General features: G+C 71.2%; 11 protein-coding genes. 4 read left to right on the forward strand and 7 right to left on the reverse strand.

The window, feature by feature from the left end:
* Positions 1 to 213: 213 nt before the first annotated feature.
* Positions 214 to 1380, forward strand: coding sequence for a PP2C family protein-serine/threonine phosphatase (locus ACIA79_RS28820; RefSeq protein ID WP_399431300.1), 1167 nt, complete (start codon positions 214 to 216; stop codon positions 1378 to 1380).
* 194 nt (positions 1381 to 1574) lie between these two features.
* Positions 1575 to 2768 carry a PP2C family protein-serine/threonine phosphatase gene (locus ACIA79_RS28825; protein ID WP_399431301.1) on the forward strand — a complete coding sequence of 398 codons (1194 nt, stop codon included), beginning with the start codon at positions 1575 to 1577 and terminating at the stop codon, positions 2766 to 2768.
* A gap of 70 nt (positions 2769 to 2838) precedes the next feature.
* On the opposite strand, the gene ACIA79_RS28830 is transcribed toward ACIA79_RS28825, so the two are convergent.
* Genes ACIA79_RS28830 through ACIA79_RS28845 form a run of 4 tightly spaced genes read right to left on the reverse strand, consistent with a single transcriptional unit; the run spans position 2839 to position 7450 of the window.
* Positions 2839 to 4194, reverse strand: a complete 1356-nt coding sequence (locus tag ACIA79_RS28830) for a GH1 family beta-glucosidase (protein ID WP_399431302.1) — start codon at positions 4192 to 4194, stop codon at positions 2839 to 2841.
* A 58-nt stretch (positions 4195 to 4252) separates the two neighbouring features.
* Positions 4253 to 5092: a carbohydrate ABC transporter permease gene (locus ACIA79_RS28835; RefSeq protein WP_399431386.1), complete on the reverse strand. Its 840-nt coding sequence runs from the start codon at positions 5090 to 5092 to the stop codon at positions 4253 to 4255.
* Between the two features lie 28 nt (positions 5093 to 5120).
* On the reverse strand, positions 5121 to 6119 hold the full coding sequence (locus ACIA79_RS28840) for a carbohydrate ABC transporter permease (RefSeq protein ID WP_399431303.1): 999 nt from the start codon (positions 6117 to 6119) through the stop codon (positions 5121 to 5123).
* Positions 6120 to 6133: 14 nt separating this feature from the next.
* Complete coding sequence (locus ACIA79_RS28845; RefSeq protein ID WP_399431305.1) at positions 6134 to 7450, reverse strand: ABC transporter substrate-binding protein; 1317 nt, start codon at positions 7448 to 7450, stop codon at positions 6134 to 6136.
* Positions 7451 to 7641: 191 nt separating this feature from the next.
* Between ACIA79_RS28845 and ACIA79_RS28850 the strand changes: the two genes are divergently transcribed.
* The gene (locus ACIA79_RS28850) at positions 7642 to 8964 is read left to right on the forward strand and encodes an ROK family protein (protein WP_399431306.1); all 1323 of its coding nucleotides are present in this window, start codon (positions 7642 to 7644) and stop codon (positions 8962 to 8964) included.
* Positions 8965 to 9053: 89 nt separating this feature from the next.
* Here ACIA79_RS28850 and ACIA79_RS28855 read toward each other — a convergent pair whose 3' ends face one another.
* Positions 9054 to 11249 carry a discoidin domain-containing protein gene (locus ACIA79_RS28855; protein WP_399431307.1) on the reverse strand — a complete coding sequence of 732 codons (2196 nt, stop codon included), beginning with the start codon at positions 11247 to 11249 and terminating at the stop codon, positions 9054 to 9056.
* 437 nt (positions 11250 to 11686) lie between these two features.
* Entirely contained in the window at positions 11687 to 12583 is an 897-nt protein-coding gene (locus ACIA79_RS28860; protein ID WP_399431308.1) for an alpha/beta fold hydrolase, read from the reverse strand.
* Between the two features lie 85 nt (positions 12584 to 12668).
* Here ACIA79_RS28860 and ACIA79_RS28865 point away from each other — a divergent pair, with 85 nt between their 5' ends.
* A complete protein-coding gene (locus ACIA79_RS28865; protein WP_399431309.1) occupies positions 12669 to 13271 on the forward strand; it encodes a CGNR zinc finger domain-containing protein in 603 nt (200 codons plus the stop codon).
* A gap of 55 nt (positions 13272 to 13326) precedes the next feature.
* Here the strand turns inward: ACIA79_RS28865 and ACIA79_RS28870 are convergent, their stop codons facing one another.
* Positions 13327 to 14949 carry an ADP-ribosyltransferase domain-containing protein gene (locus ACIA79_RS28870; RefSeq protein WP_399431310.1) on the reverse strand — a complete coding sequence of 541 codons (1623 nt, stop codon included), beginning with the start codon at positions 14947 to 14949 and terminating at the stop codon, positions 13327 to 13329.
* Between the last annotated feature and the right edge of the window lie 7 nt (positions 14950 to 14956).

The raw sequence follows: 14956 nt of genomic DNA on the forward strand, positions 1-14956 counted from the left end.
CGACGTCATGTCCCGGCCCCTGTTCCAGAGCACTTCCAGCAGCTCGATGACCTCCCGGGCGGCGTGTGCGGCAGCATCCCGGCCGGGGCCTGAAGAAGTCTCGGAATGCATGCCCTCAACTGTGACACTTCCCAACGGCCTTGTCAGTCCTTGCGACATCAGGGGCCATCCGGTCCTTTCCCGCATTCATCCTGAACAGGTGGTAATCGAACGGTGGACAGATTCTCGGCTGTGGAACGCGCGCTGCGCGGGGCCCCGCCCCACGCCCTCTTCGAAGCAGTGCGGGACGCCCTCTCCACCCATTACACGGCCGGCTCCGTCGACCTGCTCATGGCCGATTACGCCACGACCATGCTGCAACCGGTCAGCACCCTCCCCTCCACGGGGGACCCGGTCCCCGTGCACGGCAGCGCGCCGGGGCGGGCCTTCGGAGCGCAGAGGCCCCATGTGGAGAGCCGCCCCCACTCCACGGACGTGACGGCGCACTTCCCCGTGAGCGTGCGCGGCGACCGCATCGGCGTCCTCTCCGTCCGCCTCCCCCGCGAGTGCTACACCCCGCAGGTCGAACGAGAACTCCAGGAGGTCGCGGAGGTGCTCGGGCACGAGATCGTCGTGGCCGAGCGGGACACCGACCTGTACCTGCAGGCGCGCCGGGCCAGCCGGCTCACCCTGGCCGCGGAGATGCAGTGGCAGCTGCTGCCCGGCCGTGCCTGCTCACGGCCCGAGTACGAGATCGGGGCCCAGCTCGAGCCCGCGTACGCGATCCACGGCGACAACTTCGACTGGTCCACCTCCGCCGACCGCCTCACCCTCACCGTGACCAACGGCATGGGTGAGGGCATCGAAGCGGCCCTGCTGACCAGCCTGGCGATCAACGCGCTGCGCAACGCCCGCCGGGCCGGCCTGTCCCTGGCGGACCAGGCCTTCCTCGCCGACCAGGCGATCTACGGGCACTACCGCGGCTCCGTCCACCTGTCGGTGCTGCTCCTCAGCTTCGATCTCGCCACCGGTGAGGCCGAGGTCGTGGATGCCGGATCGCCGAGGATGTGGCGCCTGAGACGGGGGAAGGCGGAACCCGTCGCACTCGAGGCGCAGCTTCCCCTCGGCATGTTCGAGGACACCAACTACACCCCCCAGCCCTTCCGGGTCGAGCCGGGTGACCGGCTCTTCTTCCTGAGCGACGGCGTCTACGACGTCGCCTCCCCGGCCGGCGAGCGCTACAGCGAGAAGGCGCTCACCCGGGCCATGACCGCCACCCGCCTGCTGCCCCCCTCGCAGGTGCCGCATGCGGTGCTCCAGGAGCTCGCCGGGCACCGCGGCTCCCTCGACGCCGACGACGACGCCATGGTGGTCTGCCTCGACTGGCACGGGCGGCAGTGACGCAGCCGCCGGGCAGCGGGTCCGCGGACCGCGGGGCGCCCCGCCCGCCGGCGCGGGGCCGCAGCCGCCGGGCGGGGCGCGCAGGCCGCTCGCCGCGGTCGTGCCGCGCTGCCTAGACTGAGGGTGAGCCGACGTCGTGCGAGTGGCGAGGTCACGTGAAGTCCCTGCCGCCGCACTCGTCGAAGGGGTGAGACGTGGACCGATCCACCGCTGTCGAGACGGCCCTGCGGGCCGGCGCGCCGCACACCCTCCTGGAGATCGTGAAGACGGCGATGGCCGAGCAGTACGGCGCGGACCGGGTGGAGCTGCGGCTCGCCGACTACGCGATGCGGTCGCTCCAGGTCGTCGCGCCCGCGCCGTCGGCCGGGTCCGTACCGATCCACGACAGCCCGCAGGGCCGTGTCTTCGGGACGCAGGAACCCCTGGTCGTGCGGGACGGTGCGACGGGCAGGGCGGACGTGCACCTGCCCGTCACCATCCGCGGCGACCGCATGGGCGTGCTGACGGTCGGGATGCCGCAGGACCGCCTGGGCGGCTCCGTGCTGCCGGAGCTGCAGAACATCTGCGAGGCACTGGGCCACGAGATCCTCGTCGCCGATCGCGACACCGATCTCTACGTCCTGGCCCGGCGCGCCGCCCGGCTCACCCTGGCCGCGGAGATGCAGTGGCAGCTCCTGCCGGGCCGGGCCTGCTTCCGTGCGGAGTTCTCCCTGGGCGCGCACCTGGAACCGGCCTACGCGGTGCTCGGCGACAACTACGACTGGTCCGTGTCGGCCGATGCTCTGACCCTGACGATCACCAACGGCATGGGGCAGGGCATCGATGCCGCCCTGCTGAGCAACCTGACGGTGAACGCGCTGCGCAACGCCCGGCGCGCCGGCCTCGACCTCGCGGGCCAGGCCGCCCTGGCCGACCAGGCCGTGTACGCGCAGCACCAGGGCCGGGTCCATGTGTCGGTGCTGCTGCTCCGCTTCACCCTGGCGACCGGCCAGGTCGAGGTGATCGAGGCCGGCTCGCCCCAGGCGTGGAGGATGAGCCGGGGAGTCGTGACGCCGCTGGCCTTCGACGCGCAACTGCCCCTGGGCATGTTCGAGGACACCGAGTACGTGCCGGAGTACTTCACCGTGCGGGAGGGGGACCGGCTGCTGTTCGCCAGCGACGGGGTGTACGAGGCGCAGTCGTCGGCGGGCGAACGGTACGGGGACCGCGCGCTGGCGCGTTCGCTCGCGGCCACGCGTCTGCTGCCCGCGCCCCAGGTGCCGGACGCGGTGCTGCGTGAACTCCGGACGTACCACGGGGACGTACCTCTGGACGACGACGCGCTCGTGGTGTGCCTGGACTGGCACGGCCCGTCGGCCGGGAACGCGGGGCCGCAGGGCCCGCGGTAGGGCCCCGCTTCCGCCCGGAGCGGCCGCCGCGGAGTGCGTGTGAGGTGCGGGCCGGCGGCCGGTCCCCGGCTCAGGCGTGCACCTGCCGGTGGGTGCGGATGATGTCCGCGTACCGGCGGCCGCTCGTCTTGATGGTGCGGGACTGGGTGGTGTAGTCGACGTGGACGAGGCCGAAGCGCTTGTCGTAGCCGTAGGCCCATTCGAAGTTGTCGAGGAGGGACCAGGCGTAGTACCCGGCGAGGGGGGCTCCCTTGCGCACCGCGCGGGTGCAGGCGGCCAGGTGCTGTTCCAGGTACCGGGCCCGTTCGGGGTCGTCGACGGTGCCGTCGGGGCGGACGGTGTCGGAGAAGGCGGAGCCGTTCTCGGTGACGTAGATCCGGCGTACGCCGTAGTCGTCGGTCAGACGCATCAGGAACGCCTCCAGGCCGTCGGCGTCGATCTGCCAGTCCATGCCGGTGCGCGGTACGCCGGCCAGGCGGACTTCCCGGGCGTGGGGGACGGGGCCCTGGGGGTCGTCCGCCACGGTCACCGGAAAGTAGTAGTTGAGGCCGTGCCAGTCGAGCGGGGTGGCGATCGTCTCCACGTCGCCGGGGCGCTCGGGCAGCGGGACGCCGTAGAGCTCGCGCATGTCGGCGGGGAAGCCTCGGCCGTGGACCGGGTCGAGCCACCAGCGGTTGGTGTGGCCGTCCATGCGGATGGCCGCCGCGAGGTCCTCGGGGCGGGTGGAGGCGGCGTCCACGGTGGAGTGGTTGGTGACGAGCCCGACCTGGGCGCCGGGCGCCGCGGCGCGGATCGCTCGGGTGGCCAGTCCGTGGCCGAGGAGCAGGTGGTAGGAGGCCTGCACGGCGGCGGTGAGGTCGGTGAGGCCGGGGGCCATCCGGCCTTCGAGGTGGCCGATCCAGCCGGAGCACAGCGGTTCGTTGAGGGTGGCCCAGCGGGTGACGCGGTCACCGAGCCGTCCGGCGACGACGGAGGCGTAGGCGGCGAGGTGCTCGGCCGTGTCGCGGGCCGTCCAGCCGCCGCGGTCCTGCAGGGCCTGGGGGAGGTCCCAGTGGTAGAGGGTGACGTTGGGGGTGATCCCGGCGTCGAGGAGCCCGTCGACGAGCCGGTCGTAGAAGTCGAGGCCGGCGGGGTTGACCGGCCCGTCGCCGGCGGGCAGGACGCGGGGCCAGGCGATGGACATGCGGTAGGCGTCGGTGCCGAGGCGCCGCATGAGCGCGATGTCCTCGGGCCACCGGTGGTAATGGTCGCAGGCCACGTCGCCGTGGTCGTCGTTGTCGACCTTTCCCGGGGTGTGGGAGAAGGTGTCCCAGATCGACGGTGCCCGGCCGTCCTCGGCGACGGCGCCCTCGATCTGGTAGGCGGAGGTGGCCGTGCCCCAGGTGAAGTCGGGCGGGAGGGCGGCGAGGTCGAGCGGTGCGGACACGGAGGGCCTCTCTGGCGTGAGCGGGCGGGGCGGAGGGCGCGGAGGGGGGCTCCGGCGGCTACTTGACGGCGCCGGCGGTGAGGCCGGTGACGAGGTAGCGCTGGAGGAGGAGGAAGCCGGCGACCACGGGCAGGCTGACGACCAGGGAGGCGGCCATGACCTGGTTCCAGTAGACGTCGTTCTGGGTGGAGTAGCCCTGGAGGCCGACGGCGAGGGTGCGGGTGGTGTCGTTGGTCATGACGGAGGCGAAGAGGACCTCGCCCCACGCGGTCATGAAGGCGTACACGGCGACCGCCACGATGCCGGGGACCGCGGCGGGCACGATGACCCGGAAGAGGGCGCCGAGCGGCCCGCAGCCGTCGACCTTGGCGGCTTCGTCGAGATCGCGCGGGACCGAGTCGAAGTACCCGATCAGCATCCAGATGGAGAAGGGCAGCGAGAAGGTGAGGTAGGTGAGGATCAGGCCGCCGCGGGAGCCGAACAGCGCGATGCCGGTGGCGTTGCCGATGTTGACGTAGATGAGGAACAGCGGCAGCAGGAACAGGATGCCGGGGAACATCTGGGTCGACAGGACCGTCACCGTGAAGACGCGCCGGCCGCGGAAGGTGTACCGGCTGACCGCGTAGGCCGCGAACACGGCGATCGTGACGGAGCAGACGGTTGCCGCCCCGGCCACGACGAGGGAGTTCATGAAGTAGTCGGCCAGGGGGACGGTGTCCCAGATGTCGACGTACGGGCGGACGGTGAGGACCGAGGGGATCCACTGGAACCTGCCCGAGACGTCCTCCAGCGGCTTGAGCGAGCTGGAGACCATGACGTACACGGGCAGCAGCACGAAACCGGTGAGGAGCGTCAGGAAGATCCGCCGGCTCCACAGGAAGGACCGCGGGGCGGCCATCGGGGAGCGGGGCCGCCGCGGGGGGTGGCTAGGCACGGGGGGCCTTCCTTCCTCGGGAGGTTAGCAGGAGGTAGGTGCCTGTCACGAGGAGCAGGAACAGGAGCAGCAGGACCGACATGGCGGAGCCCGTGCCGAAGTTCCAGGTCTGGAACGAGGACTGGTAGATGTGCAGGGAGACGAGGTCGGCGGCCTGCGGTGCCGCCCTGCCGAAGAGGACGAAGGGGGTGTTGAAGTCGTTGAAGGTCCACAGGAACAGCACCAGGACGAGGACCTGGTTGACCGGGCGCAGCGACGGCAGGGTGATCCGGCGGATCTGCTGCCGGACGCCGGCTCCGTCGAGGGCGGCGGCCTCGTAGATCTCCCGGGGGATGTTCTGGAGCCCGGCCATGATGATCAGGAAGGCGAAGGGCCAGCCCTTCCACACCGAGACCACGAGCAGCGTGAGGAAGCTGTTGTCGCCGATCAGCCAGAACGGCGGGCTGTCGGTGAGGCCGAGCTGGTCGTGCAGGACGTGGTTGATCAGTCCGTTGTCGCGCTGGAACATGAACGCCCAGGTGATGACGGCGGCGTAGACGGGCAGCGCGTACGGGACGAGGAAGAGCGTGCGCAGGAGGCCCCGGCCGCGGAAGCTCTCCTGCAGGAAGAGGGCGGCGGCCGTGCCGAGCAGCCAGCACAGCCCGACCGAGCACACGGTGAACAGGCACGTCGTGAGGAAGGAGTGGAGCAGCGCCTCGCCGACGGGGGCGTCGAAGTCGATCGCGACCGCGTAGTTGCCGGCGCCGGCCCAGGGAGCGGTGCCCCAGTCGCGGAGGTAGAACTGGGTGAGCTCCTTGAAGCTGACGACGATGCCGATCACCATCGGCACGAGGTGGACCAGGAGTTCGAGGAGGAGGGCGGGGAGCAGCAGGAGGTACGGCAGGGCGATGCGGCGCGGCTTCCCGGAGCGGCGCGTGCGTGGTGCCGCTCCTGGTGGGTTCTTCGTCCGCACCGTCCGCTCGGCCGTGCCGGGGGCGGCGGTGGTGGTCATCGGGGTGTCCGTGCTCACTTCTTCGGCATCTGCTGCTGGGCCTTGTCGAGCTTGGCCCGTACCGACCCGGTGGTGACCGGCCGGCCGGCGGCGGCGTCGGCGAAGAGTTCCTTGACAGCCGTGCCGACGAGGGTCTCGAACTGCGACTCCTCGGGGACCTGCGGGAGGGCGGTGGCACTGGTCGCCAGGGTGTCGCGCAGCACGGCGAGCGCCGGGGTGTCGAAGGCGGGGTTCTGCTGGGCGGTCTTGACCGGCGGGATGGAGCCGTAGGCCTTGTTGAGGATGACCTGTTCTTCGTCGCTGGTCATGAAGGCGACGAACTTCTTGGCGCCGTCGATGTTCTTGGTGTTCTCGAAGACGGCCAGGTTGATGCCGGCGACCATGGAGTTGGTGGCGGCGCCCGGGCCGGGCTTGCCCGACTGCACGGGGGCGGGTGCCACTCCCCACTCGTCCTCGTCCATGCCCTGGGACGTGAAGGTGGCCGACGCGGTCTGCCACAGGACCATGGCCGTCCTGTCCTTGGCGAAGTCGCTCAGGGACTGGTTCTGCGCGTACTCGGCGTTGCCCGGCGCGATGACCCTGTCCTCGGCCATCAGGTCGACGTACTGCTTCACGGCGGCCACGGCGCCGTCGGAGGTGAAGTCCGGCCGGCCGTCGGGGGTGAAGAAGTCGGCGTTGTGCTGCTTGGCGAGGACGAAGACCTGGTGGATGTTGTTGGAGAGGTTCGATCCCTCGGCGCCGAGTCCCCACTTCCCGTCCCGGGAGAGCCTCTTGCCGACGGCGGCCATCTCGGCCCAGGTGGCGGGCGGCTTGCGGACGCCTGCCTCGGCGAACATCTTCTTGTTGTAGTAGAGGGCGTACGCCATGGAGTACAGCGGTACGGCGGCGGGGTCCTGGCCCTCGGCGCCGGTGGAGCCGAGCGCGGACTCCACGAAGCGGTCCTTGCCGCCGATCGTGGCGAAGTTCTTCTCGTCCCAGGGCAGCAGGGCGCCGCTGGACTGCAGGGAGGCGCTCCAGGTGTTGCCGATGTTGAGGACGTCGGGGCCCTGGCCCGAGGTGGTGGCGGTGAGGATCCGGTTGAGGAGGTCTCCCCAGGGGACGACCTCCAGTTTCACCTCGATGCCGGTCTCCTTCTCGAACTTGTCGAGTTCGGGCTGGAGGACCTTCCTGTCGACCTCCAGGTTGGCGCCCTGGTTCGAGGCCCAGTACGTGAGCGTCTTCGGCCGCTCGTTGGAGCCCTCCGTCCCGGACGTGCCCCCGCCGCAGGCGGCCGCGGTGAGGACGAGCGAGAGAGCGACGGCGCCGCAGGCTGCGGCTCTGATTCTGCGCATGACTCCAGGGGCCTTCCGGGGCAGGTGACGGGCCGGGCTGTGGGGGGCGGGACGGGAGCGGCGTCCCGCGTTCGGGTCCTGAAGCCCCCCGCTGCTTAATTTAGGATGTGAGTTAAACCTCAAGCGAAGGTCGCGTCAAGGGCTCCGTCGCATGTAAGTTGCCTGCAGGACAACGGAAATGAGGGGGCAGGGTGAAGGTGCGCAGCGGCCGTACCGTGCGTGACCTGCGGCGGGAGAACCGCACCGCGGTACTGCAACGGTTGTATTTCGACGGGCCCTTGAGCCGCTTCTCGCTCGGTCCGGTCACCGGGCTGAGTTCCGGCTCGGTCAGCAACGTGGTGTCCGAGCTCCTCGCCGAGGGGCTGGTGGAGGAGGCCGGCAGCGTCGACTCGGCCGGCGGCCGCCCCCGCACGCTGCTGCGCATCAGCGCGGACAGCGGCTACATGATCGGCGTGGACATCGGCGAGACGCGTGTGCGGATCGAGCTCTTCGATCTGGCCCTCACCGAACTGGCCCGGGTGGAGCGACCGCTGGGGACCGAGGGTCCCCGCCGGGTCGACCGCTACGACGTCGGCGTCGTCGTCGGCCATCTGCGCGAAGGCATCCCGGAGGTCCTGAGCCGGGCCGGGATCCCGGCGCAGCGGCTGCTGGGGGTCGGGATCGGTGTACCGGGCATCGTCGCCAGGACCGCCGAGGACGGTGCCGTGGTGCACGGCCAGACCATCGGCTGGGACGCGGTCCCGCTGGAGCGGCTCCTGCGCGAGGCCCGGCTCCTGCCCGAGACCGTGCCGTACCACATCGACAACGGAGCCAAGACCCTCGGCCAGGCGGAGATGTGGTTCGGTGCCGGGCGCGGCGCTCAGAACGCGGTGGTGGTCCTCTTCGGCTCCGGTGTCGGCGCCTGCCTCGTCACCGACGACATGCGCTCGGGCCGGGCCGTGGAGTGGGGCCACTTGACCGTACGGGTACGGGGCCGCCGGTGCCGCTGCGGCGCCAAGGGCTGCCTGGAGGCGTACGCGGGGGCGGAGGCCCTGCTGGAGCGCTGGTGCGAGGCGGGCGGGCAGCCGCCGGCCGGGGTGGACGAGGAGACCGCGCTGACCGCGATGCTCGACGCCGCGTACCCCGCCGCGACCGCCGGCGGAAGGGCGCCGGAGGCCGATGCGACCGCCCTGGCCGTGCTGGAGGAGACCGCCGAGTACCTCGGCGCCGGTTTCTCCGACCTGATCAACCTGTTCCAGCCGGACCGCATCCTGGTCGGCGGCTGGGCGGGGCTCCAGCTGGGCCGGCGCTTCCTCGACTCCGTGCGGACCCACGCCGCGTCGTACTCGCTCAGGTACCCGGCGGCACGCGTGGACATCGACCTCGGCACCCTCGGGCCGGACGCGGTGACCGTCGGGGCGGCGATCCTCCCCCTCGCCGCCTTCTTCGCGCGGGGCGGCCGCCAGGAGGCGGGCGAACCGGAGGAGCAGGGCCCGGTATGGCAGTCGAGCCTGCGGGAGCGCACGGCGCAGTGAGCCGTGCGGGCCGCCGGGCGCCGGCACTCCCCCACGGCCCTGGCGGCCCCCGGGTGGAGCCGGCGGCCGGCGCACGGCGGACGGGTGTGTCAGGGGAAGGCGACGACGGTCGACGGCACGGTCGAGGTGCCGGAGGGCACCGTGGACGCTCCGGTGTCGTTGATGACGTGGTGGTAGTGACCCATGCCGCCGAGGGACACCACCAGCAGGCTGTGGAACTTCACCCCGGGCTTGACGGGGGTCTTGAATCCGTGGTCCTGGCGGATGCCCGGGTCGACGTTGTAGTTGCAGTAGCTGCCCAGGCCCCATGCCTCATGGGTGTCCACCGAGTCGTCCACCCGGTAGGCGGCGTACCCCTTGGTGGCACCGTTCTGGATGGCCGCCTGGTCGGGGGCGTCGTAGGCCTTCTCGTTCTGGTAGAAGATCGTCCGGCCGCGCTCGCCGTACCACTCGACGTCGTACTTGTTGAAGTGCTCCACGAACAGGCCGGTGGCCAGGACGTCGTCGCCGTTGACCCGTACGCCGTAGTCGGCGCGGTTGGTCTCCCAGCCGACGCCGTCGCCGTGGTCGGCGCGCCAGACCCAGGTGTGGTCGATGATCGTGTCGTCGCTGTTGACGACCATGCTGGTGGTGGCCTTGCCGGGGCCGGCGCCGCCGATGCGGATGTAGACGTCCTGGACGGTGGTGGGGTTGGCCGCGTGGTCGGCGGAGGCTCCCTGCGGCCCGACCTCCAGCAGTGTCGGGGAGTTGACCGTACCGGCGTCGATGAGGAACCCGGCGAGCCTCACCCCGTCCACGTCGGCGACCTTCATCGCCGTGACCCCGTTGTCGGGGATGATCGTGGCCAGACCGAGGCCGAGCACGATGGTGTTCGGGCGGCTCACCTCGATGGTGCGGTCGACGTGGTAGACGCCCGGGGTGAACAGCAGGTGCAGGCCCTGCTTCAGGGCGGCGTTCATGGTGGCCGCGGTCGTTCCCGGCTTGACGACGTAGAACCTGCTCAAGGGGATCGATTCACCCTGCGGGGTGCCGTTCGCCCAGGTGGTGCCGCGGGCGTTGGTGCGCTTGGCCGGGGCGAACACCTTGTACTCGTTGCCGTCGAGGTACAGGAACGGCTTCTCGCGGGAGATCGGCGTGGTGGTGAGCGTGGTGTAGCGGGGCTCGGGGAAGGAAGTGGCGGGCGCGCCCTCGACGCCGGAGAACACCTGGTTCCACACGGAGTTGGACCAGCCGCCGATGGCGCTGTCGCGGGTGTACCACTGCTGCTGCGAGTAGTTGCCGATCTGGCCGTCGACCTTGGTGTCGGCGATGTAGCCGCCGCTGGCCCAGCCGTAGCCGTTCGGTGCCAGGTTCAGCCCGCCCTTGACGTGCATCCGGCGGAAGGAGGCCGCCTGGGACACCGCCCAGCGGTTGGTGCCGTTGACCGGGTTGAGCGCCAGGTTCTCCGCGGCGCGCCAGAAGTTCTGGGTGGCGTTGCCGTTGAACCAGCCGGCGTCGACCGTCACGTCGCCGTTGATGGTGGTGTCGTCGGGACGCAGGCCCAGTCCAGCGATCTGGGTGTAGAAGCCGATCTGGGCGTTGAGGCCGTGGTACGTGCCCGGCTTGAAGAGGAAGGCGTGCCGGCCGCTGCCGAACTGGGCCGACTCCTGCCGGCGGAACACCTCGTCGAGCTTAGCCTGGATGCCGGGTGTGGACGGGTCGAAGACATGCACGTTGGGGCCTAGGTCACCGCCGCCCGGCAGGGTGGGACCGCCGTCGCCGCCCATGGAGCCGTACACCTTGAACTCCCAGAGCGAGTAGCCGTATCCGGTGGCGCGGGTGGTGCCGAGCATCCGGACGTAGCGGCCCGTCCCGGAGACGTTCAGCGTCTCGGTGCCGCCGGTACCGGTGGTGGTGGAGTGGACGGCCGTCCAGTCCGTTCCGTTCTGGGACGTCTCGATGCGGTACGCCTTGGCGTACGCGGTCTCCCAGCGCAGCTCCACGTGGCTGAGGGTGGCGGACGCGCCGAGATCGACGCGGATCCACTGCGGGTCGGAGGCGGCGCTGGACCACCGCGTGCCGTTGTCACCGTCGACGGCCGCGGTCGCCGGGGTGCCGGAGTGCTCCTGGCTCGACGCGGTGACCGGCTTGCCCTGGGACAGCAGTACGGGCGCGGCCTCGGCCTCCCGGGCGGGGGCGAAGGCGAGCAGGGCGGCGGCGAGAGCGGTGACCACCACGCCGATGACTCCTCGGCGGGCAGGTCCGTGCGGTGGTGGGGCCACGGGTGGTATGCCGACTGCGGGCATGTGGGGGCTCCTTGGGGATGGGAACGACGCTGGAGAGCGCTCTCCGGAACCTTGCCCGCAGGGGCACGGGGGGTCAAGGACTCTGTCACTACTTTTCTTTTGCCTTTCATTAAGGGGAGGTTGACCTGAGGGGCCGCGTGGTGGCGGGGCCGAGGGGGCGGCGTGCGGTGCGGGAGGTGCGGCACAGGCGCGCGGCTGCGGAGCCGTCGGCGTGGTGGCGTTGGGGTTGTCGGCGCGGTGCGTTGCATTGCCGGCGCGGTGCCGGGCGCGCCGCGCCGGGGCCCGACCGGGTCACGGCATCACGCGTTCGACCGGCGTGAGCCCGGCGCCCGGCCCCGGCTCGCTCCGGTGACGACGGCGACGGGTGTGGCGGGGCCGGGCGGTGGTGCCGGCGGCGCCGCACAGCACGAGGACACGGGTACCGCTCGGCGCGGCCGTCAGGACGGGAGGCGGTCGAGGAAGTCGGCGATGAGCGGGGCCATCCCGGGGAGGTGGTCCTCCAGCGCGAAGTGGCCCGTGGGGAAGAGGTGGAGTTCCGCCGCGGGTACGTCGCGCAGGTAGGCGCGGGCGCCGGGCTCGGGGAAGAAGGGGTCGCCGGTCCCCCAGGTGATGAGGGTGGGCGGGCGGTGCTCGCGCAGCCACGCCTGCCAGTCGGGGTACGCCGCGATGTTGCTCTTGTAGTCGTACGCGAGGGCGAGTTGCGCTTCCTTACGACCGGGCTGGTCCAGGAAGTACTGGTCGAGGAGCCAGCCCTCCGGTGCGACCAGCGTGGGGTCGGCGGTGCCACCCTCGTACTGGGCGCGGGTCGCGGCGAGGGTGAACAGGTTCAGGATGGTCTGCTCGGCTCCGGGCGAGTCGGGCGTGAGAGCGGTGAACTCACGGGCGGCGTCGGACAGTCCCTCGGTGTAGGCGTTGCCGTTCTGCACGACGAGTCCGGTCACCCGCCCGGGGTGGCGGAGCGCCAGGCGGAAGCCGACGGGGGCACCGAAGTCGAAGAGGTACAGGGCGTACCGGGTCAGCCCGAGCCGCTCGGTGAAGCCCTCGACGATGTCGGCCAGGCGCTCGAAGGAGTAGGTGAAACCCTCGGGGCTGCGGGTGTGTCCGAAGCCGGGGTAGTCGGGGGCGATCAGCCGGTACCGCCTGCCGAGGTTGTCGATCAGGCGCCGGAACTGGTGCGACGCCGACGGGAATCCGTGCAGGAGCAGGAGGACGGGCGCGTCGGCACGCTCGGGCAACGACTCCCGGTAGAACACCTCCACCCCGTCGACCTCGACGAAGCGATGGGTCGCGCGGGCCGGGAGCGCCATCGGGGGCAGGGCTGTGGGGTCCGTCATTTCACATGCCTCTTTCGCTCGATGTCCCATTAGATATAGCGGCGAGCGTTCTAATGCGTCAAGGGGCTGCTGTACCGTTATCCGTATGCGCGACACCGAACCGCTCACGGGAGAGCCCCTCGCTCTGGACCTCGTCAACACCCGCCCCGCGAGCGCCGAAGGCCGTACGGACCTGCTGGACACGCCGGAGCGCCTGGCGGCGTGGCTTGCGCTGGAGGAATCCCGGCTCGGCTCCGAGACCGGCGGCGCCGTACCCACGAAGGCCGACCTCGCGGCCGTCCACGCCGTACGGGACCACACCGAGACGGCGGTGCAGGCCCTGCTGCACGGGCAGGAGCCACCTGCCGCCGCACTGCGCGCCCTCACGCAGGCGCAGCGCGCCGCACCCGCTGTCCGTGAACTGACCTGGAACGGCGAGGCGGTCACCCCCGCGGTGCGCCGTACCGGTCCACTCGGGGTCCGCCTCGCCGCCGTGCTGGCCGAGGCCGCTGCCGACCTGCTCACCGATCCCGCCCTCGGCAGGCTCAAGGAGTGCGAGGCGGACGACTGCGTGATGCTCTTCCTGCCCGCCCACCCCCGCCGCCGCTGGTGCTCCCCCGCCCGCTGCGGCAACCGCGCCCGCGTCGCGCGCTACTACCAGCGCCACAAGCAGCCGGCTTCTGTTGCCCGGACGGGCGAGGCACAGTAAGCCGCACGCACCCGCCCCGGTGGACGGCACCCGCGGAGGCCGGGGGATGGAGTGGTCAGGTGACGAGGGGAGGCGCGTCCGCTTCGGTCAGCTTGACCGTGCACAGCCCGCCCCGCTCGGCTTTCACCTCGGTCACCTCCAACTGGGTGCCCGGCGCGAGGATGTACTCCTCCTCCCCGGTGAAGGCGGAGAAGTTCCGGATCCCCACCGCCCGCGCGGGGGTCACCTCGAAGAGCGTCCGCTTGCCCCGGCTGCCGAGGAAGGACCGGGCCACGCTCAGCTCGGAGGTGCACGAGGAAACGCCCCACCAGGTCACCGTGCGCCCGACCGGGTACTGCGCCCGCAGATCCAGCGACACGCCGCGCCACAGGGGCCGGGTGTGGGCCGGCAGCCCCGAGACCGCCGAGAACAGCAGCCGCAGGTACGGCAGGTAGGGCACGACCTTGGCCCGCTCGGGGGAGCGGAGCACGGCGTTGATCTCACGGTAGAAGGCGGACTCGCAGGTGTAGAGGTAGAGCGCGGCGATCGCGTCGGCGGACAGGTCGCCGGCCGTCTCGTCCGCCCGCCGCTTGCCGAACTCGCGGGACCGCTCGATGTGCCGGCCGAGTCCGGAGAGCACCTTGGTGACCGGCGCGAGGGCGTCCGGGAAGTCCATCAGCGGGGTGTCGAAGACGCCGGTGATCGCCGGGAGGACGAGCCCTTCGTCCTTGACGCTGGTGAGCCGCTCCAGGTACAGCTGGTGCAGTTCCATGGTCGACGCGATGAAGGCGCCCATCCGCGCCGCGACGTCCCCGTCCGTACCGCCGGTGCCGGCCGCCCCTTCGTTCCACCCCTTGCTCGGCAGCCAGTCGATCTCGTCGGCGCCCAGTGAGGCGAGGGCCGCGTTCACCGTGGCGAAGTGGTCGCCCTGGCAGAAGATGTCGCCCTGGGCGGCCGGGTTGGCGTGATCGATGTGCCGGACCTCGACGTCCGGGTACTTCTCCTGCAGCCGCAGCACGATCTTCTTCAGGTTGCGGGCGTGCGCCCCCCACCAGGCGAAGACGACGCCCCGGTCCTCCTCGTCCGCGTCCTGCTTCGCCTTCAGGATCTCCTCGACGATCCGCTCGGCGACGGGCCGCCAGAAGGCGGTGTGCCGGTCGGCGCCCATCGCGCCGTCGCTGCTGGCGGTGAGCGAGGCGTTCAGCAGCAGCACGCCCTGTGTGAGCATCGCCTGGAACCACTCCGGCGGCTGGACCGTCTCCCGCTCCTTGAGCAGGGCCCGGACGTCGGCGATGGGCGTCTTCTTCGCGATGCCGTACTTCCACATCGCCGCCGCCTTGATGATGCAGCGGATGCTGACGACCCGGCCGAACTGACTGTCCTTCCAGTCGTTGAAGGTGTTGTCGAACATGGCGATGCCCGTGGCGCTCTCCGGGCGCGGGTACGGGTTCTGCCCGAAGACGACGACCTTCCACTTGTGGGGCGGGTTGGGCTTGAGCGCCTGGAAGGTCAGTTCCCGGACGGGGACGACCTCCGGGCTGCGGCCCTGGCCGATGAAGTCGGCGGCGTCCGGCTGCGCCTCGATGACGGGCCGCAGGAGCGGCAGCCAGGGTTCACCGCCGCCCTTGAAGAGTTCGGTGAGCCCCAGGGGGTCGTTCGCGTCCGGCTGGGCCGGGGTGGTGGTGGAAGAGTCGCTCATGGGCGGA

It is taken from the genome of Streptomyces sp. NPDC051310, assembly GCF_044455245.1.
In the GTDB taxonomy this organism is placed as follows: Bacteria; Actinomycetota; Actinomycetes; order Streptomycetales; family Streptomycetaceae; genus Streptomyces.